Origin of the sequence: Pseudooceanicola profundi (assembly GCF_050897955.1) — a bacterium.
Classification (GTDB): Bacteria; Pseudomonadota; Alphaproteobacteria; order Rhodobacterales; family Rhodobacteraceae; genus Pseudooceanicola.
Map to the genome: position 1 here is coordinate 3,056,995 of NZ_JBPAXZ010000001.1, position 26,886 is coordinate 3,083,880.

Here is a 26,886-nt window from a genome sequence, read left to right on the forward strand (position 1 = left end):
TGCGGCGCAGGGCAGGTGCGCGGAGCGGTTCGGTTCAAGTTGACTCCACGGCAGGTTGTGACCGCGGCAAAGCTGGAAAGCCGGACCGGGACGCAATGCACGCCGCCCGAGGGCATCAGCCAATTGCGGCCAGCAGAAGATAGAGCGTCAGGGTCGTGGACAGGGCGGTCCCCATTGGAAATTCCCGCCCCCGGGACCAGCTCTGCCAATCGGGGGCCAGCCGGCGCAGGAAGCTGTGCTTGGCCAGCCGGTGCGTGGCGACGGCGGCCAGAAGGCAGCCGGAAAACAGGATCATCAAGAAAAGGCTGTCCGGCAGGGCCACATAGGGGGCCGCGGCGGCGATAAATTTGGAATCTCCCGCGCCCATGGCACCCGCCGCTGTCGCAGCCATGCCGAACAACAGCATGACGACCAGGTGGAGCAGACGGTATCCATAAATGTCCAACGGCAGAACCAAGGGCCCCAGCACAACGAACAGCCCCGCCAGCGCCAGCACGCTGCCATTGGGGATCCGCATGCCGCTGAGGTCGGTCCAGCTGATATAGAGCCCGATCAGCGCGGCCCCGGGCAGAAACACCAGCGCCGCCAGCGGGTCCAGCGCGAACATGGCGCTCAGCCTTCGAGAGCCCGCAGCGACCGCACGGCATCCTCGAAATGCTGCGGATGGGTGTCGATCGCCTCGCGCAGAAGGGTCTTACCCATCTCAAGGTCGCCCTGCTTGACGGCCGACAGCCCCAGCGTATGCAAGAGCTGTGCGCGTTCGGTCTGCTGCATCGGGATGACCGGCAGCGAATAGTTCCGCTGCGCGCCCCGTGCCAGGATCATATTGTTCTTGGCGGTGAACAGGTCCGGATCATGGCTGATCGCCTGGCTGAACAGCTTTTCGGCGCCGGAATAGTCGCCGCGCGTCAGCTTGGAATAGCCCCAGTTGTTCATGACGCCGCCGGGCTTTGTCGTCAGGCCCACGGCGGTTTCATAAAAACTATCGGCCTTTTTCCATTCTTTGTTGCTGTCCGCGACCATCGCCTCCAGCCGGTAGCGATTATAGGTCTCCACGGTCGGCGGGATGCTGTCCAGAACCTTGTCCGCCTTGTCCCACTGGCCGTCGCGGATCAGGGCATCGGCATAATCGACCCGGTCGTCATTGCTGGCATCCGGCAATTCCAGAACCTTGGCCCAGGCCGACACGGCCTCTGTCGGGCGTTTTGCGCGAACCAGGCTGGTGGCAAGTCCGCGCCGGATGTCGACCCGGTCGGGATTGTCTTTCAAGGTGCGCTGGAAATAGACGACCGCCTCATTCGGGTCGCCGACCGTCAGCATGATATCGTTCAGATTGCTCTCATCGACGACATTCACATCGCGAAAGGCACGATTGACCTCGGCGTCTTTCGAATTACCGCAGGCGGACAGGGCCAGAGCCCCCGCCAGGCAGGTGGTCAGAAATATCGGGTGGCGCATATGCCTGCGTCCTTTACTGCCGTCGCCTCAATCAAGGAAACTGCTCGTCATCGCGGAGTTCGTAGACACCGTGACCGGCAGGCACCAGGTCGAGTTGTTGTTCTGCTTCCGGAGTATAGACATTTTTTTCGCTCGTGGCGAGTGCCTTGCGCAGATTGGCCTTGATTTCGTCGCTCTCCCCGTCCGACAGGGCAAAGGCGCGGCGCAGAACCTCGACGGCCTCGGGCACCCGGTCGGTTTCCAGCAGCAGCAGGCCGAGGTTGTTCCAGGTCTCTGGCGCGGCTTCGGGAAAGTCTATGGCCTTGCGCAGCTGCCTTTCGGCCTGTCCGACCTGGCCCAGTCCAAAACTGGCCGCGCCCAGCCCGGCATAGACATCGGCCGTCATCCCGTCACGGGCGGCAGCCCGGGTAAAGGCATCCTGCGCCAGCTCGTATTGTTTGGCCTCCAGCAGGCGATTTCCGACAACCAGCGGGTCGACCTCCTCGCCACGCCGGTCGATACCGGGCGCGAACGGCCCATCCGGGGCCGGGGCAGGGGCACAGGCGGCGAGCAGCGCCAAGACCGACAAGGCGCCGGCGGCAGCTCTCATTGAGAGCTGTCCTCCGCGGCTTCGGCCTGCGATCCCGGTGTGATCTGTCCCATTTTGGAAATATTCAGAACCGAGGGCCCGATCAGGATGATCAGCAGCGGCGGCACTGTCAGCGCCATCGTGGCCAGCGTCATCTTGGTCGGCAGTTTGTTGGCCTTTTCCTCGGCCCGCATCACCCGTTTGTCCCGCATTTCGCCGGCATAGACACGCAGCGCATCGGCGATCGACGTCCCGAAACTTGCGGACTGGATCAGCACGGTCACAAAGCTCGCGATATCGGACACGCCACAGCGCTCTGCCATATCCGACAGCACGTTGCTTTTGTCCTTACCGGCTTTGATTTCAAGGCTCACCAGTTCAAACTCATCCGCAAGCGCGGGGTAGGATGACCGGATCTCATGGCTGACCCGGAGGATGGCCTGATCCATGGATTGCCCGGCCTCGACGCAGACAAGCAACATGTCCAGCGCATCGGGGAAACCGTTGGTGATTTCCTCCTGACGTGCGGCCATCCGCTTGTTGATCCAGTATTTCGGAAAGAAATACCCGGCGCCGCCAGGTCCCAGCACATACATCAGGGTCTTCTGCAGGTCCGGATGCTGCGCAGCCAGCACGGTGAGATAGTAGATCACGCCAACCAGCAGGCCCAGAAGCCCAAGCGCAAACTGCGCAAAGTGGAAATATCTGACCGCATCCTTGTCGCGATAACCGGCCTGCAGCAGTTTGATCCGCATCGCCGAATATTCTTCTTCATTCTGGGGCTCCAGAAAGCTTGAATACCGCTCCAGCTTGTCATTGCGCTTGTTGGTCCGCAGGCGGTCCTTCTGAACGTTTGGCGCAGCCTCCCGGTCCCGCTTGAGCTTTTCCAGCGGATCCTCCTGCCGGACCAGAAGGAAGGGCAGGGTGCCGATGATCAGCAGAAAGCCCAGCCCGCCCACGGCGATCAGCGGCCCCATGGGCCCCATCAGCCCGGTCAGCATATCCATCAAACCACTCATGTCGCCCCCCTCTCCTCAGACCTTGATGTCAACCAGCTTGCGCATGACCAGCAGGTTGATCACCAGGAAGACCACCACAGCGATACAGGCGGGGATGAAAAGCGAATGCCCCATCACCTCGTCGTAATAATGCGGATCCATGACATTGATGGCAATCAGCGCGGCAATCGGGAAGCCCGACAGGAATTTGCCGGACCACTGTGCCTCTGCCGTGATTGCCTTGACCCGGCGGAACAGCCGGAACCGCGACCGGATCACCTGCGCCAGACCGGCCAGGATTTCGGCAAGGTTACCACCGGACTGCTGCTGGATCGTCACGGCCACGGCCAGGAAGCGCAGATCCTGCAACCCGATCCGTTCGGCCATTTCCTTGAGCGCCTCGCCCATGTCGCGGCCATAGGCGGCCTCGTCCGAAATGATCCCGAATTCGGACCCCAGCGGATCGGCAACCTCGCGCGCAACGATCTGAACGGCCGAGGAAAAAGGATGGCCAACCCGCAGGGAACGCACCATCAGCTCAACCGCATCGGGCAGCTGTTCCTCGATCATCGACATGCGTTTCTTGGCCTTCTGGGCGACCCAGACATAAACGCCGCCGACCCCCATGGCGATGGACAGCCCGGCCCGGATCGGGGCGGAGGTCTCAACGCCGATTGTCAGCGCAAAAAACGACACCAGAGACAGCCCCGCCATCACAAGCAGCAGCTGTTGCGGCGTAAAGGCGATGGCGGCTTTCTGAGCCTTGTCCGCCAGAAGCGAATAGAGCGGGATCTGCTGCGCCGCCATGTGCTGCTGCATTTCCTTGCGCAGCTTGTCCAGCACCTCTTCGCGGTTGGTGTTCTTGTCCAGCATCTCCAGCCGGCGGTTCACCCGCTTGTTCAGGCTGATGGATTTGCCAAAGGCCACCAGATAGACGCCTTCCACCAGAAGCAGAACGCCGACAAAGATGACGATATAAATGAACGGGGTAGGGGAGATGACCATGGATCAGTCCACCCGCGTCGGTTCAAAGATATGCGCGGGCAGGTCAAAGCCCCACATCCGGAACCGTTCAGAGAAATGCGACCGCACGCCGGTTGCCGTGAAATGCCCGATGATCTTGTTGTCGGGCGTCACGCCGGTGCGCTGGAAACGAAAGACTTCCTGCATGGAGATGACGTCGCCTTCCATACCGGTGATCTCGGTGATGGAGGTCATGCGCCGCGTCCCGTCCTGAAGGCGGGAGGCCTGCACGATCAGATGCACAGCCGAAGAGATCTGCGACCGCATCGCTTTCAGCGGCATCTCGATCCCGGACATGGCGATCATGTTTTCAAGACGGCTGACACCATCGCGGGCAGAGTTCGCGTGGATCGTCGTCATCGACCCGTCGTGGCCAGTGTTCATGGCCTGCAGCATGTCGATCACTTCCTCGCCGCGCGTCTCCCCGACGATGATCCGGTCGGGGCGCATACGAAGGGCGTTCTTCAGACAGTCGCGCGGGCTGACGGCACCCTTGCCCTCGACGTTGGGCGGACGGCTTTCCATCCGGCCCACATGGGTCTGCTGAAGCTGAAGTTCCGCCGTATCCTCGATTGTCAGGATGCGTTCGGCATTGTCGATGAACGAAGACAGCGCATTGAGCGTGGTCGTTTTACCCGAACCCGTACCGCCCGAGACGATGACATTCAGGCGGGTAGCCACGGCGGCCTGCAGATAGGCGGCCATTTCCTCGGTGAAGGCGCCGAAATTGACCAGATCGTCAATTGCCAGCTTGTCCTTTTTGAACTTACGAATGGAGACGAGCGAGCCGTCCACCGCAATCGGCGGCACCATCGCGTTGAAACGCGAGCCATCCGCCAGGCGGGCGTCGACATAGGGGTTCATCTCGTCGACGCGCCGACCCACGGCCGACACGATCTTGTCGATGATCCGCAGCAGGTGGCGTTCATCCTTGAAGGTCACATCCGACAGCTGCAGCTTGCCGCCGCGTTCCACGAAAATCTGATGCGGTCCGTTGACGAGAATATCGGAGACGCTCTCGTCCTTCAGCAGGCTTTCCAGCGGGCCCAGGCCCTTGACCTCGTCATAGAGCTCCTGGTTGAGGATCGTGCGTTCCTCCCGGTTCAGCACGATGCCTTTTTCCTGCAGAACCTCGGTCGCGATGGAGTTGATCTCCATCCGCAGATCCTGTTCTGAGGCGCTGTCCAGCGCGGCGAGGTTCAGGTTGTCCAGAAGCGCGCGGTGCAGCTCAAGCTTGATTTCGCCCAGCCGTTCCTTGCGCTTGCGGTTCTTGTCGCCGGCGGCGGCCATGGCCGCCACGGGGGCGGCGGAGGGTTTGCGCATGGACCCGGTGCGCGCCGGCTCTGCCTGCCGCGGGGCGGCCTGGGGGGCAGCGGCGCCCACGGGTTTCATATTGGTTGGCTGCGGGGCATTTGCCGGTACCGGTGCCGTGCGGCCGCGGTCCACCGGCGCCGCGCCGGCGCCGTCCTTTTTATATCTGGAAAACATTGCCTGCTGCCCCCTCTACCTTCTATGCGGCCTCGACCTCGGCGGCCTGTTCGCCGAGCTCTACCAATGTCTTGGCCAGCTTCATGATTTCCTTGCGCATCGGGTTCTTCGCCGCCGACAGTCCCAGCGGGCGCCCGTGATCACAGCTTTGCACGATCTGGCGGCCGCCGTCGGGAAGCTGGACATCGATCGAGATATCCAGGCTTTCGGCCAGCCGCTTGATGCGGGATTTTCCGTTCAGATCCAAAGATTTCGGCGCCCGGTTCAGAATATAGCGCAGCTTTTCGACCGGCAGGTCTTCGGCCTGCAGGGCACGTTTCAGTCGCTGCGTGTTCTGGGCGGAGCGCATGTCCAGCTCCATCAGCGCAAAATAGACATGCGCCGCATTCAGAACCGTTTCGGACCACTGAACCAGGGTGGAGGGCATGTCGATGATCACAAAATCGAAATGCGACCGGGCCATGCCGATCAGCCGCGTAACGTCATCCGAAGAGATCAGATCCAGCGGCAGCATCTCGGACGGGGCCGTCAGCACTTGCAGCCGGTCCTCGTAGTTCAGCAGCGCCTGCATGAACACATCGTCATCCATCGACTCGGTGTCCGACAGCAATTCGTAGATCGCCTCGCGACGCGGCAGGTCGAGATAGGTGCCCACGGCGCCAAACTGCAGATCGAGGTCAAGCACGCAGACCTTCGGGTTGGTCTCGCCCTTTTTGACATTGGCGCTGTTGGCCAGTTCCCACGCGATATTGACGGCAAAAGTCGTGGTTCCGACACCGCCCGCCAGGCCGTGGCACACCAGCACCGCACCGTCCCGCGTGCCCTTGGCAGCCGCACGCCGGACCGGGGCATCTTCCTGAATTTCGGGTTCCGGCGCCTGGAGCCGTTCAATCGCCGCGGCAAGCTCGCCCTCCGGAAGAGGGTAGGGGACAAATTCGTCGGCGCCCTTGCGCAGCAACTGGTGCAGTGCCGAAGGGCTGACATCTTCGGCGATCAGGATCACCTTGATCCCGGCATTGCGGGCCTGGGTGATCACCTCGCCCAGCATGGCGATATTGTCCTCGTCCTGTTCATCCATCGCCATGGCGATGAATTCGAGGGAGGCCGCGTCAGGCTGGTTGAAGAACATCAGTGCCTCGGCAAAGCCGAGATCGCCCCACTTGTCGCCAAGCGCTGCTTCCATATCCTCGATCAGAAGCTCGAAACCGTCAGGGTCCCGCCGGATCGTACAGGCGAGGATCAGGTCTGCTTCGGGTTCTGCGTGTGCAGATGCGGTCATGCCTCAAATCCTATCCGAATGACGTTCGGCTTTTCTGCCGCCATGAGCCCCCGGTTCGTCCGGGGTGCAACGCCGGCCCGACGCTCGGGCACTTTGGTCTAGTAGGATATGTGTCATCCAATGTGGGCAATAGTTTGACCAAAAGGATGAAATTGTGCGGCTCCCGGAGACGATCCCGGGCGCCACCGTGAATTATTGCGACGCTGACGCCTCTGCCCCGCCAGAACTCAGATCGCTCAGCCCGCTGGGAGCCACAGCGCTCGCCACATAGTCCCGATAGACGATTTGCGCGTATTTGCCGTCCAGGATCAGGGGGTTGTCCTCCACCCATCCGGTGACCTCGGTCACGGTGCGCCGATTGCGCCGTTCGCGTCCCTGCGTCACGATCAGAGGCTGGGTTTCGCCCTTGGAAACCACGGCTTCCAGACGGCTGCGGCCCACGCCCTGGGTGGCAAGGAAGCTAACCACCGCCTGCGCCCGCCGCAGGCCAAGCCCGTAGTTGTAGCTGTTCGACCCGACCAGATCGGTATGGCCGTAAACACGGAACCGCACTTCGGGGAACTGCCGGATCCAGTGGGCCTGCCGTGCCAGAACCTGGCGCGCCGCCGCATCGAGCTGCGCAGAGTTGAAGGCAAAGGTCACGCTGCTGTCGACTTCGCGGGCAAACCGGTTCGCCAGATCGGTGACATAGCTCAGGTCACCGTTCATCACGAGCGTGTTCTGCATCGTGGCATCGCCGAAACCGGCCTGGCTGTATTGCCCGGCTTCGCCATGGAATTCGACGATGGATTGCTCTGAACAGCTGGCCACGCCGGTGACGCCGGCGGCGATCAGGATGATGACACGGGAAATACGCAGCATATCCGTCACTCCATCACATAGCCGTAGGACCCGTTAAAGTCCTGTTTTGCAACTTCTTTTGCGGCGCCTCTAAGCTTGCTGAGGTCTTTTTCCGTACGTCCGAACAGGAACAGGTCCTTCTCGGACGGCGGCCGCACCCTGTCGGTGGGCAGCGCCAGCGCGTCACCGCGCGTCGGCGTCACCAGATGGGCGGTGATGATCACCACCAATTCAGACTGGTCGCGCTGATATTCGGCGCTGCGGAACAGGGCGCCCAGAACCGGGATATCGCCCAGCCACGGCACCGCGCTTTTTGTGTCCTGGAAATCGTCCTGCAGCAGGCCGGCAATCGCAAAGCTCTGACCGTCGCGCAGCTCGACGGTGGTCGATGTCTCGCGCTTCTTGAAGGCGTCAATGCGGAAGGCATCCAGCTCAAACCCGTTGGTCGGGTCGATGGAGGAGACGCTGGCCTTCATTTCCAGGTTGATCAGGTCCTTGTCGACCACCCGCGGGATGAAGTTCATTTCAACGCCGAACGGCTTGAACTCAACCGTAACAGACCCGTTGTCCTGCGAGACGGGGACGGGATATTCGCCACCCGCCAGGAACTTGGCTTCCTGACCGGACAGCGCAACCAGGTTCGGCTCCGCCAGGGTCCGCACGACGCCCTTGGTCTCAAGCGCTTCGAGCAGCACGCCGATCTGGACGGACCCGGCATTGAACCCCAGCAGGGTCGCCCCCGAATTCGTATTGGAGGCAGGCAGCGTCCCCGACAGCCCGTTGGGCTGGCTGCCGCTGTTCGAATAACGGCCGGCGCCGGCGGTGATCCCGGTCCCGCCGCCAAAAATCGACCCGTCCGCGGCCAGTGAGGCCGAGAGCGATTTGGAGACGGAGCGCTGCATTTCCGCAAAGCGCACCTTGAGCATGACCTGCTGCACGCCTCCCACCGACATCAGGTTAGAGACGCGTTCCGGCGCATACCGCTCTGCCAGATCAAGCGCGCGCTGCAATTTCTGCGACGACGAGACGACACCGGACAGAACGATACCATCGGCCGCTGTCCGCACCTCAATCTTCTCGTCGGGCAGGATCTGGCGGAGGCGTTCCTTGAATTCAGAGATATCGGCAGACACGACCACATCGACATTGGTGATCAGTTGGCCGTTCGCATCCAGAAGGGTCAGCGTCGTAATGCCGGGGGCCTTGCCCAGAACGTAGATGGACCGGTCCGACAGCGATGAGATATCTGCGATCTGAGGGTTGGCGATACTGAGTTCCGCAAAGGGAACATCGCTTTCCACAACCACAGCCCGGTTGATCGCGACGCCCAGCTTCTGGCCGGAATTCCGGTCGACGATGGTCAGCCGGTCAGCCTGTGCCGGAGCGGCGGAAATACCAGCCATGGCCAAGGAAAGCCCAAGAAGGGCGCCCCGAAGGAACCTGCAATTTGTCATGTGACCTGCCTCTCCGATCACGCCTCTGGTCGGGTCTTTTTGCCCGTAGTTTGACCGCATACTGCGGCAGTCAGGTATTTTTTGCAAGGAACAAAGCCTCTTGGCGCCGCCCTGATGCAGCAAAGCCGCAGGGTGACCTGCGGCTTGCCGACTTTAATCTGACCGGTCCGCGGTCAGTTGCACGCGATCTGGGTTTCGACCACATCGGACCCGCGGCGGGTACGGATAGTGCAGATTTCCTCTTCGGGATGTTCCCGCGCTTCCTGAATCTGGGGGGCCTCGGCCAGTCCCAGAAGCGAACGCTGGTCCACCTCAATCGCTTCCGCGACGGTATCGTCATGATTGCCGACCAGCGACAGCGACAGGCGGCCTGTCGATTGCGCCTGTGCCAGCGCGGCGACCTGCTGGGGGTTGACTGCCACAGTGATCGTGCGCGCCACGACAGCCTCGCTGATGGTCCCGCCGGAGGTCTGGTCAACCGCAACCAGTTTGATCCCGGTTTCAATCAGCTTCGTGACGTCACCATTGGAGTTGCGGTCGAACCCTTCGACCCGGCCGGTCCAGTAGACATCAACCCTGTCGCCCGGTCGCAGGAACCCGGATACACCGGAGGACACATCGACCTTGATGGCAAAGGCGCGCATGCCTTTTTCCAGCCGGGAGGTCAGGCCGGCATCCTCGCCGGGCTTGGTGATCTTGACCTCCATGATCGCCTCGGACGGCTCCATCAGGCGGAGCACGTAACGCGGGCGGGCATCGCCGGCGGGGAAGAGCTGTTCTTTCTCGGTGTAAACGCCTTCGGGCAGGGCCGCAGCAGGCCAGGCGACCTGCCGAACATCGGCCTGGGTCAGTTCCTCACCATACTTCAGCTGCCGCTTGGCGACATAAATCGTTTTGGTCGGCACCGTTTCGACCTGCTTGGCCTGGGCTGCCGCCATCTTCGCCTGCTGGCCGAGGAAATCCTTGACCATGAAGACCGCAAAGCCCGCCAAAGCAACGCCCACGATCAGAACCAGTCCGAATACTGCTCGCATTCTTTTGTCCTCTTATTGCGGACCGTTCCTGACGGCCCATGGCGATCGGCGCGATCGAAAGTCGCCGGATCACGTTGTAACTGTAGAAAACCTGCCACGCGATTGTGGCTGAAAGAGGGTTGCTTCGGGACCCTTCCTTGTCGGTCGATCTGAACGCCGAAAGGCTGCGACGGGTGTCAGATTTCCTTATCGGCCATGTAGGTCTTGATCCGATCTGCCATGCCTTCCGATCCGGAGGACAGAATGCCGAATGCGGCCATGCAGAGCCCGATGATCCCGGCTGTCAGTACCACCCAGTCGACTGTCACGGCGCCGTCTTCCTGGGCGATCAGATATGTACGGATAAAGGTGGTCAATCTGCTCTCTCCACTGTTTTCCCAAGTGGCCAGGTTTCAACCCGGCACTGATTTACAGGAAAAGGCCGCGCCCCTTATGAAAAGGGCGCGGCCTCATACGCATCAGCGTCGCGCCGGCCTTATTCGCCGATGACGATTTCGCCCATGTAATCTTCGACATTGCCGGTCATGTCTTCGGCACCGTCACGGATGGAGCCATATGCGGCTGCGCCCAGACCAACGACAGCTGCGGTCAGAACAACCCAGTCAACGGTCACGGCACCGGCTTCGTCTGCGCGGAATTTTTTGATAAAGTTCAGCATTTCGATGTCCCTCCAAAGGATCATAAGGATGTGTCAATGTCCGTTTCGGTGCGCTGATGCCTCTGGCTCTCTCAATCCTCGGCACCACCCTCTGCGGCACTGCACGAATATAGCCTGTGGAATTGGGCAGGATTTTGGCGTGAATGGTCGAAAATGAAGAAATTGGAAAGGAAGTGAAAAAACATGTAAGATGTTGTTAAAAAATGAAAAATTTTAGATCTCGCAGGAAATTATCAACCTATCCGTGCAATTCGCCCGGCAAAGCGGCGAAAATCTCCCGTTTCGCTGGTCCGATCACACCGATTCTGCGACACTGACAAAAACCGTCAGAGCAGTGGACAGGCCGCATCAATGACACGTGTCGCCAGAACCCTCGTTGCAGCAGGGGCCCTGGCCCTGTTCGCAGGGGGGGTGGGCTATGCCCAGCAATACGACAATTTCACTTTCAAATCCGTCAAGCCGCCCTCGGGTGGCGGCAAGCGGATCACGGTTCAGATCACCGAACCTCCGGCCATGCCGCGCAAACCGGACACCCCCGCTGAAACGGCCGCGGCGCCCTCGCAGCCAGAGCTGCGCCCGGCCACCTACGACTGGTTCTGGGACAATATCGCGCCGGATATGACGGAAACCGGGCCCTGGCGGCTGGAACCTGCGCTCCAGAGGCTGGGAAATCCGCCGGCCGGCCAGAACGTATCCGAGCCGCGGCTGGACGATCTGCTGCGGATCACCCGAGCCCATGGGCGGGATATCCTGTTGTCGACGGTTGGCACGCGCGTCTCGCCCGCTCTGGCGCTGGCGGTGATCGCGATTGAATCCTCCGGTCGCAGCGATGCCGTATCGGGAGCAGGGGCCATGGGGCTCATGCAGCTGATGCCGGAGACTGCGGAACGGTTTGGCGTCACCGACCGCGCGGATGCGACGGAAAGTATCCGCGGCGGCGTCAGCTATCTGGATGTGCTCATGAAAGAATTCGGCGGCGACCCGATGCTGGTTCTGGCCGGGTACAATGCGGGCGAAAACGCCGTGAAACGCAATGGCGGCGTTCCGCCCTATGCGGAGACGCGGGATTACGTGCCCAAGGTTCTTGCGGCATTCCGCGTGGCCCGGGGCCTGTGCATGACGCCACCGGAGCTGATATCGGACGGCTGCGCCTTTCGGGAGCCCTGAGCGGCGGGGCGTTTCCGGGGGCATCGAGCCCCCGGAAACGCCGATGCCTCCGGCGGGAGTATTTTTGGAAAGATGAAGAAGAGGGCGCGAGCGGGCATCGGGCGCAAGGCGCGCGCGATCCGCAGAGGACCCGCGCGCCCGCCGCTCAGTTGACGATGGTTGCCTCCGTCGCGGCGCGCAGCTCTTCCTCGGTCACGCCATCGGCGAGCTCACGGATTTTCAGCCCGCCCTCGACGACATCCATGACGCCGAGGTTGGTGACAATCATGTCCACCACGCCCGCGCCGGTCAGCGGCAGGGTGCAGGCCTTGAGCACCTTCGACTCGCCCGCCTTATTGGCATGGTCCATCACCACGATGACGCGGCCGACACCGGCGACGAGATCCATGGCCCCGCCCATGCCCTTCACCAGCTTGCCCGGGATCATCCAGTTCGCCAGATCGCCGTTTTCGGCCACTTCCATGGCGCCGAGGATCGCCATGGCGATCTTGCCTCCACGGATCATCCCGAAGGAGGTGGCGCTGTCGAAATAGGCGGTCTGGGGCAGTTCGGTGATTGTCTGCTTGCCGGCATTGATCAGATCCGGATCCTCTTCGCCCTCATAGGGGAAGGGGCCCATGCCCAGCATGCCGTTTTCCGACTGCAGCGTGACCTGCACGCCTTCGGGGATGTAGTTCGACACCAGCGTCGGGATGCCGATGCCGAGGTTCACATACATGCCGTCTTCGAGTTCCTGTGCCGCTCGGGCGGCCATTTGATTACGATCCCAGGGCATTAAGCAGTCTCCTTCTGGCGAACGGTGCGCTGTTCGATGCGCTTCTCAAACTCGCCCTGGACGATGCGGTGGACATAGACGCCGGGCAGGTGGATGCTGTCGGGCTCCAGCGAGCCGGTCGGAACGATCTCCTCGACCTCGACCACGCAGACCTTGCCGCACATGGCGGCGGGCGGGTTGAAGTTGCGGGCGGTTTTGCGGAAGACGAGGTTGCCCGTCTCATCGGCTTTCCAGGCCTTTACGATCGACAGATCGGCAAAGAGGCCGGTTTCGAGGATATAGGTCTCCCCGTTGAAGTCTTTATGCTCTTTGCCCTCGGCGATCACGGTGCCGACGCCGGTCTTGGTGTAAAAGCCCGGGATGCCGCAGCCCGCGGCGCGCATCCGCTCGGCCAGCGTGCCCTGCGGGTTGAATTCCAGCTCCAGCTCTCCTCCCAGATACTGGCGCATGAATTCCTTGTTCTCCCCCACGTAGGAGGAGATCATTTTCTTGACCTGTTTGGTCTGCAGCAGAATACCTATGCCGAAATCATCAACGCCCGCATTGTTCGAGGCAAAGGTCAGGTCCTGCGTCCCGGCCTCCTTTATTGCCTGCAGACAAAGCTCGGGGATGCCGCAGAGGCCAAAGCCCCCCGCCGCAATGAACATACCGTCGAACAGCAGCCCGTCCAGGGCCTCCGCCGCGGAGCCGTAGATCTTTCCCATGGGGTCCTCCTTCAAGATGCCCTGTCTTGCGGCCTGAGGACGGGAGGAGTCAATTGCCATGCGCATGTGAGATGCCGCGCTGCCGCATCGCGGGCGGGGATTGCGCGGTGCGGAACGGGACGCCCGTTTTCAGGGCTGTCCGAAATCTCTGGTACGCCTGGCGGCGCGGGGGCGCCCGCCGCCGTGGTCAGGACTTTTTCGCCGCAGCTTTCTTGGCAGGCGCTTTCTTGGCGGCGGTCTTCTTCGCCGGCGCCTTCTTCTTGGCGACCTTCTTGCCGGTCTTGGCCGCCCGTTCCGCGATCAGCTCCACCGCCTTTTCAAGCGTTACCGCATCCGGCTCCGTCTCATCGGGCAGGGTGGCGTTGATCTTTTCCCATTTGACATATGGCCCGTATTTGCCCTCCAGCACCTGCACCGGACCACCTGCCTCGGGGTGTTCTCCCAGCTCTTTCAGAACCTTGGCGGCGCCACGACCCTTCCGGCTGGCAACCTTTTCGGCCAGCAGCTGCACGGCGCGGTTCATGCCAACCGTCCAGACCTCTTCCAGACCGTCGAGATTGGCATTGGTGCCGCCCCGGTCCGAGGTTGACTCCGCATGTTTGATATAGGGACCATAGCGCCCGACATTGGCCCAGACATTCACGCCGTCCTCCGGATGGGGCCCGATCAGGCGCGGCAGGACCAGCAGGCGCACGGCCTGTTCCAGGCTCAGCTCTTCGGGCGGCCATTCCTTGGGCACGGACTGGCGCGGCGGCTTGGGCTGCTCTTCGGTCGCGGCGCCGCGCTGCACATAGGGGCCGAACCGGCCCTTGAAGACGCGGATCTCATCGCCCTCATCCTCGCCCAGCAATTTGCCCTCAGGCGGGATGGCGCTGGCCTCCGCCTCTGCATCGGGCGGGCCGAAGGGGCGGGTGTAGCGGCATTCGGGATAGTTGGAACAGCCGATGAAGGCCCCGCCGGACCGCGCGGTGCGCATCGACAGCCGCCCCGCGCCACAGTTCGGGCAAAGGCGGGGATCGGTCCCGTCCGGGGTCGGCGGGAAAAGATGCGGCTCCAGCACCTCGTTGATCTTGTCGAGCACATCGGTGATCCGCAGCTCCGACGTCTCCGCGATCGCGGCGGAGAAATCGCGCCAGAACCGGTTCAGCACATCCTTGTAATCGCGCGAGCCTGCGGAGACATCGTCAAGCTCATCCTCCAGATCGGCGGTGAAATCGTATTCCACATAACGGCGGAAGTAATTCTCAAGGAAGGCCGTCACCAGCCGCCCCTTATCCTCCGGCAGCAGGCGGTTCTTGTCCTTGCGGACATAGCCCCGGTCCTGAATGGTCGTGACGATGGAGGCATAGGTGGAGGGCCGGCCGATGCCCAGCTCTTCCATCCGCTTGACCAGCGTGGCCTCGGTATAGCGGGGCGGGGGCTGGGTGAAATGCTGCTCCGGCGTGACCGACTGCTTCTTGACGGCATCGCCCTGGGTGATCTGCGGCAGGCGCTTGTCGTCATCATCGACCACATCGTCGCGGCCTTCTTCATAGATGCGCAGGAAACCGTCGAACAGCACGACCTGACCGGTCGCCCGCAGGCCAACCTGTTCATCGCGCGAGGCGATCTCGACCGTGGTGCGCTCCAGCCGGGCGCTTTCCATCTGGCAGGCCAGCGTTCGCTTCCAGATCAGATCGTAGAGCTTTTTCTGATCGGGCTCGGTCAGGCGCAGGCTGTCGGCATCGGCGGTCATATCCGTCGGACGGATACATTCATGCGCTTCCTGTGCGTTCTTGGCCTTGTTCTTATAAACCCGCGCCTCCGACGGCACATACTGCTTGCCGAACCGGTCGCCAATGGCCTCGCGACAGGCGGTCACCGCCTCCGGCGCCATGTCGATGCCATCGGTCCGCATATAGGTGATATGCCCGGCCTCATAGAGCCGCTGCGCCGCATTCATCGCCTGCCGCGCGCCCATGCCGAACTTGCGGCTGGCTTCCTGCTGCAGGGTCGAGGTCATGAAGGGCGGGGAGGGGTTGCGGGAGGCGGGCTTCGCCTCAACCGACACGACCGACAGATCGCGGGAGGTCACGGCCTGCACCGCCAGCTCTGCCGCCGTGCCATCGGCGATATCGTAGCGGTCGAGCTTCTTGCCGCCCAGAACGATCAGCCGCGCCTCGAAGTCCTGCCCGCGCGGGGTGGAGAGCAGCGCCTTGACGGACCAGTATTCCCGGGCGCGGAAGGCCTCGATCTCCATCTCCCGCTCGACGATCAGGCGCAGGCAGACGGACTGCACCCGTCCTGCGGATTTCGCCCCCGGCAGTTTTCGCCAGAGAACGGGCGACAAGTTAAATCCAACGAGATAATCGAGCGCCCGGCGCGCCAGATAGGCCTCCACCAGATCGCCATCGACCTGACGCGGGTTCTTCATCGCCTCCGTCACGGCGGTTTTGGTGATTGCGTTGAACACGACGCGGCTGACCGGCGTGTCCTTCTTGATCGCCTTGCGCAGCCGCAGCGCCTCTTCCAGGTGCCAGGAAATCGCTTCACCTTCACGATCAGGGTCGGTGGCGAGGATCAGCGCATTGTCGTCCTTCAGCGCGTCGGCGATGGCCTTCACGTGTTTGCGACTGTCCGTCGCAACCTCCCATTTCATGTCGAATTCATGCTCGGGATCGACCGAACCGTCCTTCGGAGGCAGGTCGCGCACGTGGCCGTAGGAGGCGAGAACCGTGTATTCTGCACCCAAATACTTGTTGATTGTCTTGGCCTTGGCCGGGGATTCGACAACAACAACGGGCATTCGGACATCCTCTCAAACGGGCTTTGTAACTCAAGGGGAGCTATATGGCCGGGGACCATGTGACCCGCAAGGGGGGATTGTCAATGAAAGCGTGACCCCGCGGAACCTGCGGGCGCTTCCACCAGATCACATGTCAGTCACTGCCACTGATCCGGGCAAGCAGCCCGCCCGCCTGCCTGCGTACCCGGCCCAGCAGTTCCAGCTGGGTGACACCTTCGGAGACCAGCGGTGCCGCACGGTGCACGTCCCGGATCAGCTGATCTTCGGCCACGGGTGACGGGCTCAGCCGGTCGAGAATGTCCCGGTGCAGCGCCGCGACCTCGCGCAGGCTGCGGCGTGCGCGGGGGGCAACCGGGGCGCTGGCGGCGGCCTCGGCCAGATGAAACTCTCCCTGAGCGGGCACCGGGGCCGGGAGGGGCGGCAGCGCCTCCAGCACATCGGCGGCGGATCTGACCAGCGTAGCCCCGTCCCGGATCAGCATATTGCCGCCAGCAGCGCGGCTGTCGAACGGGTGCCCCGGTACGGCCAATACGTCGCGACCCTGATCGAGCGCCGCGCGGGCCGTGATCAGACTGCCTGATTTTGCCGCCGCCTCCACCACGATCAGCGCCTGTGCCAGGCCGGAGATCAGGCGGTTACGCCGGGGGAAATGCCGGGCCTGCGGCTGGTGCCCCATCGCCATTTCAGAGATGCGTGCGCCTGTTTCGGGGATACGCTGGGCCAGCGCGGCATTTTCCGCCGGATATATACTGTCGGCGCCGCCGGCCATCACCGCCACCGTGCCCCTGTCGACAGACGCCTCATGCGCCGCCGCGTCGATCCCGCGGGCGAGGCCTGACACGACGATATAGCCGGCCTCCGACAGCTCTGCCGCCATCTGCCGCGCCATCCGTAGCCCGAGGGAGGAGGCATTCCGCGCCCCTGCCAGCGCGATCATGGGTTTTGTCAGCGCCGGGGCCTGCCCGATGACCCAGAGCAGGGGCGGTGGATCGCTTAAATCCAGCAACTGCGCGGGATATTCCGAAGTGCCAATGCAGATGAGCCGCGCCCGCGCCTTCCGCGCCGCCTTCATCTCGGACACAGCCATGGCTTCGGTTGCGACATGGTAATCGGTCAGCCCGGCCTCTGCCGCGACCGCCGGCAAGGCAGCAAGCGCCGCGTCGGCAGAGCCATGTTCCGACAAAAGCCGGTAAAACGTGGCAATTCCGACGCGACGCGAGCGCAAGAGGCGAAGCCACGACAGACGCTCATCTTCCGTGGTGGGTGGGAGTGGGGGGTGAGTGGAAGGATGTATATCCACGACCATGATGACTCCGCCTACTTGCAGAATCAGTTCTACCGCCCAGCGGTTAATCAAGGATGAACAGGTTGGTTAACGAAACCTGACGCCTTCGTATCGCGACGATCTCCGCCGAGAGGTGCTGCCTGACATCGTCAGTGCCGGCCGGCGGGTCAGGCCGACCCGCCCACCGTGAGCCCGCCGATCAGCACCGTGGGCTGACCCACGCCCACCGGCACCCACTGGCCCGCCTTGCCGCAATTGCCCATGCCGGGGTCGAGGGCCATATCGTTGCCGATCGCCCGGATCCGCTTCAGCGCTTCCGGCCCGTCGCCGATCAGCGTGGCGCCCTTGACCGGCGCGCCGCGCTTGCCGTCCTTCACCAGATAGGCCTCCGTGCAGGAGAAGACGAACTTGCCTGAGGTGATATCGACCTGCCCGCCGCCAAAGCCCACGGCATGGATGCCGTCCTTCAGCTCGCCCACGACCTCCTCCGGCGTGGCATCGCCGCCGGTCATGTAGGTGTTGGTCATTCGGGGCATCGGCGCATGGGCATAGCTTTCGCGCCGCCCGTTCCCGGTCGGCGCCACGCCCATCAGCCGCGCATTCTGCCGATCCTGCATATAGCCCACCAGCACGCCATCCTCGATCAGCACGTTCTTGCCGGAGGGCGTGCCCTCGTCATCCACGTTGATCGACCCGCGCCGGTCCGGGATCGTGCCATCGTCCAGCACGGTGACGCCCTTGGCCGCCACCTGCTGCCCCATCAGCCCGGCAAAGGCCGAGGAGCCCTTGCGGTTGAAATCGCCCTCCAGCCCGTGGCCGATTGCCTCGTGCAGCAGGATGCCCGGCCAGCCCGGCCCCAGCACAATATCCATGACACCCGCCGGGGCCGGCACCGCGTCGAGATTGACCAGCGCGATCCGCAACGCCTCCCGCGCCTTGGCCTGCCAGTCCGACGCATCGAGCAGCCCGTCCAGACCCACGCGACCGCCGCCACCCGCCGTGCCCGACTCGCGCCGCCCGCCATCCTCCACAATCACGGAGACATTCACCCGCACCATCGGCCGCGCATCGCGTACGATGCCGCCTTCGGCGCGCAGGATCTCCACCTCCTGCAGCGACGCGGCAATGGTGGCGGAGACCTGAACGACACGCGGGTCCAGATCACGGGCAAAGGCGTCGATCTCCCGCAGGGTCTCCACCTTCACCGGGAAACTGGCCCCGGCAATCGGATCGGCATCGGAATAGAGCCGCCGGTTCGTCGCCAGAGGGGCAGGGGCCATCACGCCGCCGCCCGCGCCCACGGCCAGCCGCGCGGTTTCCGCCGCGCGACGCAGCGCATGTTCGGAGATATCGGTTCCATGGGCATAGCCCGTCACCTCCCCGCAGACGGCGCGCAGGCCGAACCCTTCGGAGGCATCGTAGCTGGCGGTCCGGATTCGCCCGTCGTCGAAATGCAGCATTTCCGAGCGTTTGCGCTCCAGAAACAGCTCTCCATCGTCGCCGCCCGCGACCGCGCCCTGCAGAATGCCAAGCGCCGTGCCCTCGTCCAGAAGGGTTTCAAAGGGGCGGAAGGGGGTATCGGACATGGCAGGCCTCCATCGGCGACAGATTTTTCGAGCTTGTTTTCTTGATCTGGATCAAAAAAGCGTCCGTTTGCCGCAAGCGCTATTATTGTGGTGTTGGCGAGAATATGGTTTTAAACGGGCGCGAACAACGGGAACCCGCGCAATTCGGCGCGAGCGGCCCGTAAGAACGACCGGCCTCAACCGACCAGGGTGACATATGCGTAAACTCACGAGCCTTACGGCCCTCATGGCAACCTTCGCCGCTCTGCCCGCGCTTGCGCAGGAGGGGCTGGAGACGATCGGCAAGCCGCATCTCGGCGGCACGGGCTTCCAGCCCGCCGCGACCGAACTGGCGCGCGACATCCATTGGCTGGACGGCATGATCCTCGTGATCATCTCCGCCATCGTGATCTTCGTCTGTGCCCTGCTGGCCTTTATCATCGTGCGCTACAACAAGAAGGCCAATGCCACCCCCGGCACCTTCACCCACAACTCCCCGCTGGAGATCACCTGGACGATCGTTCCGATCCTGATCCTCGTCTTCATCGGCGCCTTCTCGCTTCCGATCCTGTTCAAGCAGCAGACTTTCCCGGACGGCGACGTGCATATCAAGGTGACGGGCTACCAGTGGTACTGGGGCTACGAATATACCGATACGGAGTCGGAACTGGCCTTTGACAGCTACATGATCGGCCAGCCCGCCACGATGACGGCAGAGGACGAGACCGCAGGCGCCAAGCCCTACATCAACTCCGACGCGATGCGCGCCAAGCTGGTCGCCGCTGGCTATAACGAGGACGAATTCCTGCTGGCCACCGACACCGCCATGGTCGTGCCCGTCGGCAAGATCGTCGTGCTGACCGTGACCGGTGCCGATGTGATCCACTCCTGGGCCATGCCCGCCTTTGGTGTGAAACAGGATGCCGTGCCGGGCCGCCTGGCACAGATCTGGTTCACCGCCGAGAAGGAAGGCATCTACTTCGGCCAGTGTTCCGAGCTTTGCGGCAAGGACCACGCCTATATGCCGATCACCGTCAAAGCCGTGTCGCAGGAGGCCTACGACGCATGGCTTGCCGCCGCTGGCGAAGAAGGTGGCTACATCGATCCGGAGCAGATGGGCAGCTGATCCGACACTCCTGCCTGCCTCCGGCCACCCGGTCGGGCGCAGGTTCCGCCAGGTGCAGACCAAGCTGATCCGACAGGACATCCATGACTGACGCGAGCATCCAGACCACAGCAGAAACCGGCGAGGCCCGGTTCGGCGACTATGTCGCCCTGCTGAAGCCGCGCGTCATGTCGCTGGTGGTCTTTACCGCGCTGGTCGGCGTTCTGGCGGCACCGGTGCCGGTACATCCCTTCATTGTCTTCTTCACCGTGCTCTGCATCGCCATTGGCGGCGGTGCCTCCGGCGCGTTGAACATGTGGTACGATGCCGATATCGACCGCATCATGAAGCGCACGCAGAACCGGCCGATCCCCTCGGGCCGCGTCTCGCGGGAAGAGGCGCTTGGCATCGGCCTGGCCCTCTCCGGCTTCTCCGTGGTGATGCTGGGGCTGGCGGCCAACTGGGTCGCGGCCGGGCTGCTGGCTTTCACCATCTTCTTTTACGTGGTCATCTATACGATGTGGCTCAAGCGCTGGACGCCGCAGAACATCGTCATCGGCGGCGCTGCGGGCGCCTTCCCCCCGATGATCGGCTGGGCCGTGGCGACCGGCGGCATCTCCATCGAGTCGGTGCTGATGTTTGCCATCACCTTCATGTGGACGCCGCCGCATTTCTGGGCCCTCGCGCTGTTCATGAAGTCCGACTATGACGCTGCCGGCGTGCCGATGCTGACCTCGACCCATGGCCGCCGCGTCACCCGCAACCACGTGCTGGTCTACACGATCCTGCTGGCGCCGGTGACCATTGGCGCGGCCTTCTCCGGCATTGGCGGGCCGATCTACCTGACCACGGCCGTGATCCTGAACGCGATCTTCCTGCACGGCGCCGTCACCATCTGGCGCCGCGACGAGGGCGACGCCCAGCAAGATAAATACCGGGTCGAGAAGCGCTTCTTCGCCTTTTCCCTGCTCTACCTCTTCCTGCATTTTGGCGCGATCCTCGCCGAGGCCGCGCTGCGCCCCTGGGGCCTGGGAGGGTGGTGATGGCATTCCGTGTCGAACATGACCTGCACAAGCGCCGCTTCGGCCGCAACCTCGGCCTCGGGCTGGTGCTGGGCATCTTTGTGGCGCTGGTCTTTGGCCTGACCATCGTCAAGGTGTCGAACAATCCGCCGGACCTGACCCCGGCGCAGAAAGCGACCCAGACTCAGACCCAGACGGGAGGCAACGGATGAAGAAACTGACCGGACCTCAGAAAACCGTCGCCACCACCGTGGGCGTGGTCGCCGTCATGGCCACGCTGGGTTTCCTCTCCGCCCCGCTCTACAACCTCTTCTGTGCCGTCACCGGCTTTGGCGGCGTGACGCAGGAGGCCGACGCGGGCTCCGACACCGTGCTCGACCGGACGGTGAAGATCCGCTTCGACGCCTCCGTCGACCGCGACATGCCCTGGGATTTCAAACCGATGCAGCGCGAGATGACGCTGAAGATCGGCGAGACCGGCCTGGCCTTTTACGAGGCGCATAACCCGACCGACCACCCGATCGGCGGCTCCGCCACCTATAACGTCTATCCCTACGAGGCGGGCGGCTATTTCACCAAGATCGACTGCTTCTGCTTTACCGAACAGATCCTCCAGCCGGGGGAAACGGTTCAGATGCCGGTCACCTTCTACGTCGACCCGGAAATCGTGAACGACCGGGACGCGAAATATGTCCAGACCATCACGCTGGGCTATACCTTCTACGAACAGGACCTCACCGCCGAGCAGCAGGCTGCGCTTGAGACCGGTGCGGACAAAGATGTAAACTGATTAAAGGCCGAGGGAACGAGGGCACTTAGATGGCGCACGAAAAGAACCACGACTACCATATTCTGGCACCTTCGATTTACCCCTTCCTGGGATCGGTCGGTGCTTTCATCATGCTCTTCGGGGCGGTCAAATGGATGCATGACAGCGGCCCCTGGGTCTTTCTGATCGGTCTGGCCATGGTGCTCTACACCATGTGGGGCTGGTGGGCAGAGACCATCAAGGAGAACGTGATCGGCGACCACACCCCGGTTGTCCGGATCGGCCTGCGCTACGGCTTCATCCTGTTCATCATGTCCGAGGTCATGTTCTTCTCGGCCTGGTTCTGGACCTTCTTCAAACATGCCATCTACCCGATGGGCGAGATGTCCCCGCTGAAGGACGGTGTCTGGCCGCCACAGGGGATCGAGACCTTTGATCCCTGGCACCTGCCGCTGATCAACACGCTGATCCTGCTGTGTTCCGGCGCGGCCCTGACCTGGGCCCACCATGCGCTGGTGCATGAAAATAACCGTCAGGACATGAAATGGGGCCTGATGCTGGCGGTTGCCCTGGGCGCGCTCTTCACCGTGTTCCAGATCTATGAATACAGCCACGCCGCCTTTGGCTTCTCCGGCAATATCTACGGCGCGACCTTCTTCATGGCGACCGGCTTCCACGGCGCGCATGTGCTGATCGGGACCATCTTCATGATCGTCTGCCTGTTCCGCGTCTACGGCGGGGCCTTCACACCCGAAAGTCATGTCGGTTTCGAAATGGCTGCCTGGTACTGGCACTTCGTTGACGTCGTGTGGCTCTTCCTCTTCGCGGCCGTCTACATCTGGGGTGGCTGACCCCGGTGGGGTAAAACCCCACCCTACAAATTCCAGGGCGGCGCGGAGCATGGCTTCGCGCCGTCCCCGTTTCCGGGTTGCCTCTTCGCGCCCGGTGACCCCGGAGGACCCATGAATATCAAACTGATCGGAGCGCTTGTGATCGGGCTTGGCGGCGCTGCCATGCTGGTCTCGCTCGGCTCCTGGCAGCTCCGCCGGCTCGACTGGAAAGAGGCGATCCTGACGGAGATCGAGACGCGGATCGCCGACGCTCCTGTCCAGCTGCCCGCAACACCGGATGCGGAGGCCGACACCTACCTGCCGGTCACCGTCACAGGCCGGTTCGACAGCGACACCCTGCGCGTGCTGACCTCGCAAAAGCAGATCGGCGCGGGTTACCGGCTGATCACCGGCTTTGACTTGGGCGACCGGCGCATCATGGTCGACCGTGGCTTCCTGCCCGAGGGCACCCCGGCCCCCGCGCTGCCGGAAGGGCAGGTGACGGTCACCGGCAACCTGCACTGGCCGGACGAAACCGACGGTTTCACGCCGGAGCCGGACCTGAAAGCCGACCTCTGGTTCGCCCGGGACGTCCAGAAAATGGCCGGAGCGCTGACCACCGACCCGGTGCTGCTGGTCGCCAAGGACACCAGCTTCGACCCCGGCCCGGTCAGCCCGCTGCCTGTCGGAACCGAGGGGATTCCGAACGATCACCTGCAATATGCGATCACCTGGTTTTCCCTTGCGGCGATCTGGCTGGCAATGACCGGCCTACTGGTTTATCGGACCGTAAGACCGGCAAAAGGCAAAGAGACGTGAATTACATCTCCACGCGGGGCCAGGCCCCGGAACTCACCTTCGAACAGGCCATGCTGACGGGGCTGGCGCGGGACGGCGGACTTTATGTCCCCTCCAAGGTGCCAACCCTCTCGCAGGCGGATATCGCGGCGCTGGCGGGCCTGCCCTATGAGGAGGTCGCCTTCCGCATCATGCGGCCCTTCCTGGGCAGCACCTTCACCGATGACGATTTCAGGGAGATCATCGCCAAGGCCTATGCGGGTTTCGGCCATGCCGCCCGCGCGCCGCTGGTGCAGCTCTCCTCCGGGCATTTCCTGCTGGAGCTTTTCCACGGCCCGACGCTGGCCTTCAAGGATTTCGCGATGCAGCTGATCGGTCAGCTCTTCGAGGCCTCCCTGAAACGCTCCGGCGACCGGGTGACCATCGTCGGCGCCACCTCCGGCGATACCGGATCGGCGGCGATCGAGGCGTTCAAGGGTCTGGACGCGGTCGATGTCTTCATCCTCTTCCCGCATGGCCGGGTCTCGGAAGTCCAGCGCCGCCAGATGACCACCCCCGCGGAGGCCAATGTCCACGCCCTGTCGCTCACCGGCCATTTCGACGACTGCCAGGCCCGGGTGAAGGACATGTTCAACGACTTCACCTTCCGGGATGAGGTCCGCCTGGCTGGCGTGAATTCCATCAACTGGGCACGGGTGCTGGCGCAGGTCGTCTATTACTTCACCTCCGCCGTGGCGCTTGGCGCGCCGCACCGGGCGGTTAGCTTCACCGTGCCCACCGGCAATTTCGGTGACATCTTCGCGGGCTATATCGCGCGCAAGATGGGCCTGCCCATCGACAAGCTGGTGGTGGCCACGAACCAGAACGACATCCTGCACCGCTGCCTGTCGACCGGCAAATACATCCCCGACGGCGTGATCCCTTCCATCAGCCCCTCGATGGATATTCAGGTCTCGTCAAACTTCGAACGCGTGCTCTTCGATGCCTACGGGCGCGATGGCGCGGCGGTCAGCCAGATCATGGACGAACTCAAATCCGGCGGCTTCACCGTCTCCCAGGGCGCGCTGGAGCACCTGCAGGACCTGTTCCTGTCCGGCCGCGCCTCCGAAGAAGAGACGACCGCCACGATCAAGCGCCTGCGGGACACTACGGGAGAGCTGCTCTGCCCCCACAGCGCCGTCGGTGTGCATGTGGCCGAAGAGAACCTTGATCCTGCCGTCCCGATGATTACCCTGGCGACCGCCCATCCGGCCAAATTCCCCGACGCCGTCGAAGCGGCCACTGGCCTCCGCCCGGCACTGCCGCCGCGCATGGCCGACCTCTTCGACCGCGACGAACGCGTGACCCGCGTGGAGAATGACCTGGGCGAGATCGAAGCCTTCATCCGTGAAAAGATTACTGATTGAAACCTGAACTCCATACCCTCTCCAACGGCTTCCGCATCGTGACGGAGCGGATGCCGGGCCTCCAGTCCGCCTCTATCGGTATCTGGGTCGCGGCCGGTGGCCGTGACGAACGCCCCGACCAGAACGGCGTGGCGCATTTCCTTGAACATATGGCCTTCAAGGGCACGGCAAGCCGCAGCCCCGTCCAGATCGCCGAGGCGATCGAGGATGTGGGCGGCTATATGAATGCCTATACCTCGCGCGAGGTGACGGCCTATTACTGCCGCGTTCTGGGCGCCGACGTGCCGCTGGCGCTGGAGGTGCTGGCCGATATCCTGCGCAACTCCACTCTCGACGAGCGCGAGCTGGAGGTCGAACGCGGCGTGATCCTGTCGGAGATCGGGCAGGCGCTGGATACGCCCGATGACATCATCTTCGACTGGCTGCAGGAACAGGCCTATCCGGAACAGCCGCTGGGCCGCACGATCCTCGGCCCCGAGGAACGCATCCGCAATTTCAGCCGCGCCGATCTGGCGGGCTTTGTCAGCGAACATTACGGGCCGGGGCAGATGATCCTTTCCGCCGCCGGAGATGTCGATCACGCGGCGCTGGTCGCGATGGCCGAAAAGCTCTTCGGCGATATGACGGCGCACCCGCATCAGGATGCAGGGCCCGCCAAATTCGTCGGCGGCGAGATCCGCCGCGTGAAGAAGCTGGAACAGGCCCATATCGCGCTCGGCTTCGAAAGCCCCGATTACCGGCATGACGACAGCTATGTGGCGCAGGTCTATGCCACGGCGCTTGGCGGCGGCATGGCCTCCCGCCTGTTTCAGGAGATCCGGGAAAAGCGCGGCCTCTGCTACACGATCTTCGCCTCCGCGGGTGCCTACGTCGATACCGGCATGACGACCGTCTATGCAGGCACGGGAGGCGATCAGGTGGCCGAGCTGTCGCGGATCACCATCGACGAGATGAAGCGCTGCGCGGAAGATTTCTCCGACGAGGAAACCGCCCGCGCCAAGGCGCAGATGAAGGCCGGCATGCTGATGGGCCTCGAAGGGCCCTCGTCGCGCGCCGAACGGCTGGCCCGCATGGTCCAGATCTGGGGCCATGTCCCGCCCATCGACGAGGTCGTGGGCAAGATCGACGCCGTGACGCGGGCCGATCTGCGGGCCTATGCGGAACGTATCGCGGTCAAAGCCCCCATGGCGCTGGCCCTCTACGGCCCCGTCAAATCCGCGCCCAGCCGCGTGGAACTGAGCGAGGCACGCGCGGCCTGATGCTTCTGACGCGGCGGAAGGTAAAGATCGAGACGGAGCGGCTGACGCTCCGCCCTCCGATCCACGGCGATCACCGCGGCTGGGCCGATCTTCGTCGTGACAGCCAGGCCTATCTCCTGCGTTGGGAACCGGCATGGGCGGCCGACCACCTGTCGCGCCGTGCCTTTACCAACCGGGTCTACTGGGCGCAGAGATCAATCAACACCGGCTCCGCCCTGCCGCTTTTTCTGATCGACCGCGCAAGCGACGAGCTGGTGGGCGCGATCACCCTCGACAATATCCGTCGCGGCCCCGCTCAGGCCGGAACCATCGGCTACTGGACAGGCGAGCGCTTCGCCCGCCAGGGCTACATGCGCGAGGCGATTGACGCTGTGGTCCATCATGCGTTTCACCGCATGGACCTGAGCCGGATCGAGGCCGCCTGCCTGCCGGAAAACACCCCCTCCCGCGCGCTGCTGGAAAAATGCGGTTTCAAATACGAGGGCGTCGCGCAGAGCTATCTCCAGATCGACGGCCGCTGGCGGACGCATGTGCTCTATGCCGCGCTGCGCATGGACCGACGCGGCCGCACCGACGCCGGCTGATCCGCAATCCAATGGCGCGCCTGCGGCGCATT

General features: G+C 63.1%; 27 protein-coding genes. 10 read left to right on the forward strand and 17 right to left on the reverse strand.

From position 1 onward, the window contains the following. Positions 1–115: 115 nt before the first annotated feature. From ACRARG_RS15475 to ACRARG_RS15530, 12 genes are all read right to left on the reverse strand, one after another. A complete protein-coding gene (locus ACRARG_RS15475; protein ID WP_432690913.1) occupies positions 116–607 on the reverse strand; it encodes a prepilin peptidase in 492 nt (163 codons plus the stop codon). Between the two features lie 5 nt (positions 608–612). After that, positions 613–1,458 (reverse strand): tetratricopeptide repeat protein, encoded by an 846-nt coding sequence (locus ACRARG_RS15480; protein ID WP_432690914.1) that lies wholly within the window; start codon positions 1,456–1,458, stop codon positions 613–615. 31 nt (positions 1,459–1,489) lie between these two features. Then, on the reverse strand, positions 1,490–2,047 hold the full coding sequence (locus ACRARG_RS15485) for a hypothetical protein (RefSeq protein ID WP_432690915.1): 558 nt from the start codon (positions 2,045–2,047) through the stop codon (positions 1,490–1,492). Next, positions 2,044–3,045, reverse strand: a complete 1,002-nt coding sequence (locus tag ACRARG_RS15490; protein WP_432690916.1) for a type II secretion system F family protein — start codon at positions 3,043–3,045, stop codon at positions 2,044–2,046. Before ACRARG_RS15490 ends, ACRARG_RS15485 begins: the two co-directional genes overlap by 4 nt. 15 nt (positions 3,046–3,060) lie before the next feature. Beyond that, the gene (locus ACRARG_RS15495; protein ID WP_432690917.1) at positions 3,061–4,029 is read right to left on the reverse strand and encodes a type II secretion system F family protein; all 969 of its coding nucleotides are present in this window, start codon (positions 4,027–4,029) and stop codon (positions 3,061–3,063) included. A 3-nt stretch (positions 4,030–4,032) separates the two neighbouring features. Further along, positions 4,033–5,535, reverse strand: a complete 1,503-nt coding sequence (locus ACRARG_RS15500) for a TadA family conjugal transfer-associated ATPase (protein WP_432690918.1) — start codon at positions 5,533–5,535, stop codon at positions 4,033–4,035. A gap of 22 nt (positions 5,536–5,557) precedes the next feature. Then, positions 5,558–6,814, reverse strand: coding sequence for a CpaE/TadZ family protein (locus tag ACRARG_RS15505; RefSeq protein WP_432690919.1), 1,257 nt, complete (start codon positions 6,812–6,814; stop codon positions 5,558–5,560). Between the two features lie 192 nt (positions 6,815–7,006). After that, the gene (locus ACRARG_RS15510) at positions 7,007–7,675 is read right to left on the reverse strand and encodes an OmpA family protein (protein ID WP_432690920.1); all 669 of its coding nucleotides are present in this window, start codon (positions 7,673–7,675) and stop codon (positions 7,007–7,009) included. A gap of 5 nt (positions 7,676–7,680) precedes the next feature. Continuing rightward, the gene (locus ACRARG_RS15515; protein ID WP_432690921.1) at positions 7,681–9,108 is read right to left on the reverse strand and encodes a type II and III secretion system protein family protein; all 1,428 of its coding nucleotides are present in this window, start codon (positions 9,106–9,108) and stop codon (positions 7,681–7,683) included. 173 nt (positions 9,109–9,281) lie between these two features. Then, positions 9,282–10,142, reverse strand: a complete 861-nt coding sequence (gene cpaB, locus ACRARG_RS15520; protein WP_432690922.1) for a Flp pilus assembly protein CpaB — start codon at positions 10,140–10,142, stop codon at positions 9,282–9,284. A 176-nt stretch (positions 10,143–10,318) separates the two neighbouring features. After that, positions 10,319–10,498: a hypothetical protein gene (locus ACRARG_RS15525; protein WP_432690923.1), complete on the reverse strand. Its 180-nt coding sequence runs from the start codon at positions 10,496–10,498 to the stop codon at positions 10,319–10,321. A gap of 119 nt (positions 10,499–10,617) precedes the next feature. Then, positions 10,618–10,755 (reverse strand): hypothetical protein, encoded by a 138-nt coding sequence (locus ACRARG_RS15530; RefSeq protein ID WP_432690924.1) that lies wholly within the window; start codon positions 10,753–10,755, stop codon positions 10,618–10,620. Positions 10,756–11,151: 396 nt separating this feature from the next. Here ACRARG_RS15530 and ACRARG_RS15535 point away from each other — a divergent pair, with 396 nt between their 5' ends. Then, on the forward strand, positions 11,152–11,967 hold the full coding sequence (locus ACRARG_RS15535) for a lytic transglycosylase domain-containing protein (protein WP_432690925.1): 816 nt from the start codon (positions 11,152–11,154) through the stop codon (positions 11,965–11,967). 145 nt (positions 11,968–12,112) lie between these two features. On the opposite strand, the gene ACRARG_RS15540 is transcribed toward ACRARG_RS15535, so the two are convergent. The 5 genes from ACRARG_RS15540 to tldD all read right to left on the reverse strand — a co-directional run bounded on the left by ACRARG_RS15540 (position 12,113) and on the right by tldD (position 19,102). Beyond that, the gene (locus ACRARG_RS15540; RefSeq protein ID WP_432690926.1) at positions 12,113–12,742 is read right to left on the reverse strand and encodes a CoA transferase subunit B; all 630 of its coding nucleotides are present in this window, start codon (positions 12,740–12,742) and stop codon (positions 12,113–12,115) included. Then, a complete protein-coding gene (locus ACRARG_RS15545) occupies positions 12,742–13,446 on the reverse strand; it encodes a CoA transferase subunit A (RefSeq protein WP_432690927.1) in 705 nt (234 codons plus the stop codon). The genes ACRARG_RS15540 and ACRARG_RS15545 overlap by 1 nt, the downstream gene beginning before the upstream one ends. 187 nt (positions 13,447–13,633) lie before the next feature. After that, the gene (gene topA / locus ACRARG_RS15550; RefSeq protein WP_432690928.1) at positions 13,634–16,231 is read right to left on the reverse strand and encodes a type I DNA topoisomerase; all 2,598 of its coding nucleotides are present in this window, start codon (positions 16,229–16,231) and stop codon (positions 13,634–13,636) included. Between the two features lie 133 nt (positions 16,232–16,364). Further along, complete coding sequence (gene dprA / locus ACRARG_RS15555; protein WP_432690929.1) at positions 16,365–17,537, reverse strand: DNA-processing protein DprA; 1,173 nt, start codon at positions 17,535–17,537, stop codon at positions 16,365–16,367. A gap of 146 nt (positions 17,538–17,683) precedes the next feature. Beyond that, a complete protein-coding gene (gene tldD / locus ACRARG_RS15560; protein WP_432690930.1) occupies positions 17,684–19,102 on the reverse strand; it encodes a metalloprotease TldD in 1,419 nt (472 codons plus the stop codon). 196 nt (positions 19,103–19,298) lie between these two features. On the opposite strand from tldD, the gene coxB reads away from it, so the two are divergent. The 9 genes from coxB to ACRARG_RS15605 all read left to right on the forward strand — a co-directional run bounded on the left by coxB (position 19,299) and on the right by ACRARG_RS15605 (position 26,854). Beyond that, positions 19,299–20,207: a cytochrome c oxidase subunit II gene (coxB, locus tag ACRARG_RS15565; protein ID WP_432690931.1), complete on the forward strand. Its 909-nt coding sequence runs from the start codon at positions 19,299–19,301 to the stop codon at positions 20,205–20,207. 83 nt (positions 20,208–20,290) lie between these two features. Then, entirely contained in the window at positions 20,291–21,229 is a 939-nt protein-coding gene (gene cyoE, locus ACRARG_RS15570; protein ID WP_432690932.1) for a heme o synthase, read from the forward strand. Continuing rightward, on the forward strand, positions 21,229–21,420 hold the full coding sequence (locus ACRARG_RS15575; protein ID WP_432690933.1) for a cytochrome c oxidase system small membrane protein: 192 nt from the start codon (positions 21,229–21,231) through the stop codon (positions 21,418–21,420). Before cyoE ends, ACRARG_RS15575 begins: the two co-directional genes overlap by 1 nt. Then, complete coding sequence (locus ACRARG_RS15580) at positions 21,417–21,998, forward strand: cytochrome c oxidase assembly protein (protein ID WP_432690934.1); 582 nt, start codon at positions 21,417–21,419, stop codon at positions 21,996–21,998. The genes ACRARG_RS15575 and ACRARG_RS15580 overlap by 4 nt, the downstream gene beginning before the upstream one ends. Positions 21,999–22,027: 29 nt before the next feature. Further along, entirely contained in the window at positions 22,028–22,828 is an 801-nt protein-coding gene (locus ACRARG_RS15585; RefSeq protein ID WP_432690935.1) for a cytochrome c oxidase subunit 3, read from the forward strand. A 111-nt stretch (positions 22,829–22,939) separates the two neighbouring features. Next, the gene (locus tag ACRARG_RS15590; RefSeq protein WP_432690936.1) at positions 22,940–23,626 is read left to right on the forward strand and encodes an SURF1 family protein; all 687 of its coding nucleotides are present in this window, start codon (positions 22,940–22,942) and stop codon (positions 23,624–23,626) included. Next, a complete protein-coding gene (thrC, locus tag ACRARG_RS15595; protein WP_432690937.1) occupies positions 23,623–25,011 on the forward strand; it encodes a threonine synthase in 1,389 nt (462 codons plus the stop codon). Before ACRARG_RS15590 ends, thrC begins: the two co-directional genes overlap by 4 nt. Continuing rightward, positions 25,008–26,270 (forward strand): M16 family metallopeptidase, encoded by a 1,263-nt coding sequence (locus ACRARG_RS15600; RefSeq protein ID WP_432690938.1) that lies wholly within the window; start codon positions 25,008–25,010, stop codon positions 26,268–26,270. The genes thrC and ACRARG_RS15600 overlap by 4 nt, the downstream gene beginning before the upstream one ends. Beyond that, a complete protein-coding gene (locus tag ACRARG_RS15605; protein WP_432690939.1) occupies positions 26,270–26,854 on the forward strand; it encodes a GNAT family N-acetyltransferase in 585 nt (194 codons plus the stop codon). The genes ACRARG_RS15600 and ACRARG_RS15605 overlap by 1 nt, the downstream gene beginning before the upstream one ends. The last annotated feature ends 32 nt before the right edge of the window (positions 26,855–26,886 follow it).

Excerpts from the sequence above, each read along its gene's own strand:
- ACRARG_RS15590 (WP_432690936.1), top strand. The coding sequence starts at position 22,940 with ATGAATATCAAACTGATCGGAGCGCTTGTGATCGGGCTTGGCGGCGCT.
- coxB (WP_432690931.1), top strand. The coding sequence starts at position 19,299 with ATGCGTAAACTCACGAGCCTTACGGCCCTCATGGCAACCTTCGCCGCT.
- ACRARG_RS15485 (WP_432690915.1), bottom strand. The coding sequence starts at position 2,047 with ATGAGAGCTGCCGCCGGCGCCTTGTCGGTCTTGGCGCTGCTCGCCGCC.
- ACRARG_RS15510 (WP_432690920.1), bottom strand. The coding sequence starts at position 7,675 with ATGCTGCGTATTTCCCGTGTCATCATCCTGATCGCCGCCGGCGTCACC.
- ACRARG_RS15515 (WP_432690921.1), bottom strand. The coding sequence starts at position 9,108 with ATGACAAATTGCAGGTTCCTTCGGGGCGCCCTTCTTGGGCTTTCCTTG.
- topA (WP_432690928.1), bottom strand. The coding sequence starts at position 16,231 with ATGCCCGTTGTTGTTGTCGAATCCCCGGCCAAGGCCAAGACAATCAAC.
- cyoE (WP_432690932.1), top strand. The coding sequence starts at position 20,291 with ATGACTGACGCGAGCATCCAGACCACAGCAGAAACCGGCGAGGCCCGG.
- cpaB (WP_432690922.1), bottom strand. The coding sequence starts at position 10,142 with ATGCGAGCAGTATTCGGACTGGTTCTGATCGTGGGCGTTGCTTTGGCG.
- ACRARG_RS15500 (WP_432690918.1), bottom strand. The coding sequence starts at position 5,535 with ATGTTTTCCAGATATAAAAAGGACGGCGCCGGCGCGGCGCCGGTGGAC.
- ACRARG_RS15535 (WP_432690925.1), top strand. The coding sequence starts at position 11,152 with ATGACACGTGTCGCCAGAACCCTCGTTGCAGCAGGGGCCCTGGCCCTG.
- ACRARG_RS15475 (WP_432690913.1), bottom strand. The coding sequence starts at position 607 with ATGTTCGCGCTGGACCCGCTGGCGGCGCTGGTGTTTCTGCCCGGGGCC.
- ACRARG_RS15505 (WP_432690919.1), bottom strand. The coding sequence starts at position 6,814 with ATGACCGCATCTGCACACGCAGAACCCGAAGCAGACCTGATCCTCGCC.
- ACRARG_RS15490 (WP_432690916.1), bottom strand. The coding sequence starts at position 3,045 with ATGAGTGGTTTGATGGATATGCTGACCGGGCTGATGGGGCCCATGGGG.
- ACRARG_RS15605 (WP_432690939.1), top strand. The coding sequence starts at position 26,270 with ATGCTTCTGACGCGGCGGAAGGTAAAGATCGAGACGGAGCGGCTGACG.
- ACRARG_RS15540 (WP_432690926.1), bottom strand. The coding sequence starts at position 12,742 with ATGCCCTGGGATCGTAATCAAATGGCCGCCCGAGCGGCACAGGAACTC.
- ACRARG_RS15480 (WP_432690914.1), bottom strand. The coding sequence starts at position 1,458 with ATGCGCCACCCGATATTTCTGACCACCTGCCTGGCGGGGGCTCTGGCC.
- ACRARG_RS15585 (WP_432690935.1), top strand. The coding sequence starts at position 22,028 with ATGGCGCACGAAAAGAACCACGACTACCATATTCTGGCACCTTCGATT.
- ACRARG_RS15580 (WP_432690934.1), top strand. The coding sequence starts at position 21,417 with ATGAAGAAACTGACCGGACCTCAGAAAACCGTCGCCACCACCGTGGGC.
- ACRARG_RS15545 (WP_432690927.1), bottom strand. The coding sequence starts at position 13,446 with ATGGGAAAGATCTACGGCTCCGCGGCGGAGGCCCTGGACGGGCTGCTG.
- ACRARG_RS15495 (WP_432690917.1), bottom strand. The coding sequence starts at position 4,029 with ATGGTCATCTCCCCTACCCCGTTCATTTATATCGTCATCTTTGTCGGC.
- ACRARG_RS15575 (WP_432690933.1), top strand. The coding sequence starts at position 21,229 with ATGGCATTCCGTGTCGAACATGACCTGCACAAGCGCCGCTTCGGCCGC.
- tldD (WP_432690930.1), bottom strand. The coding sequence starts at position 19,102 with ATGTCCGATACCCCCTTCCGCCCCTTTGAAACCCTTCTGGACGAGGGC.
- dprA (WP_432690929.1), bottom strand. The coding sequence starts at position 17,537 with ATGGTCGTGGATATACATCCTTCCACTCACCCCCCACTCCCACCCACC.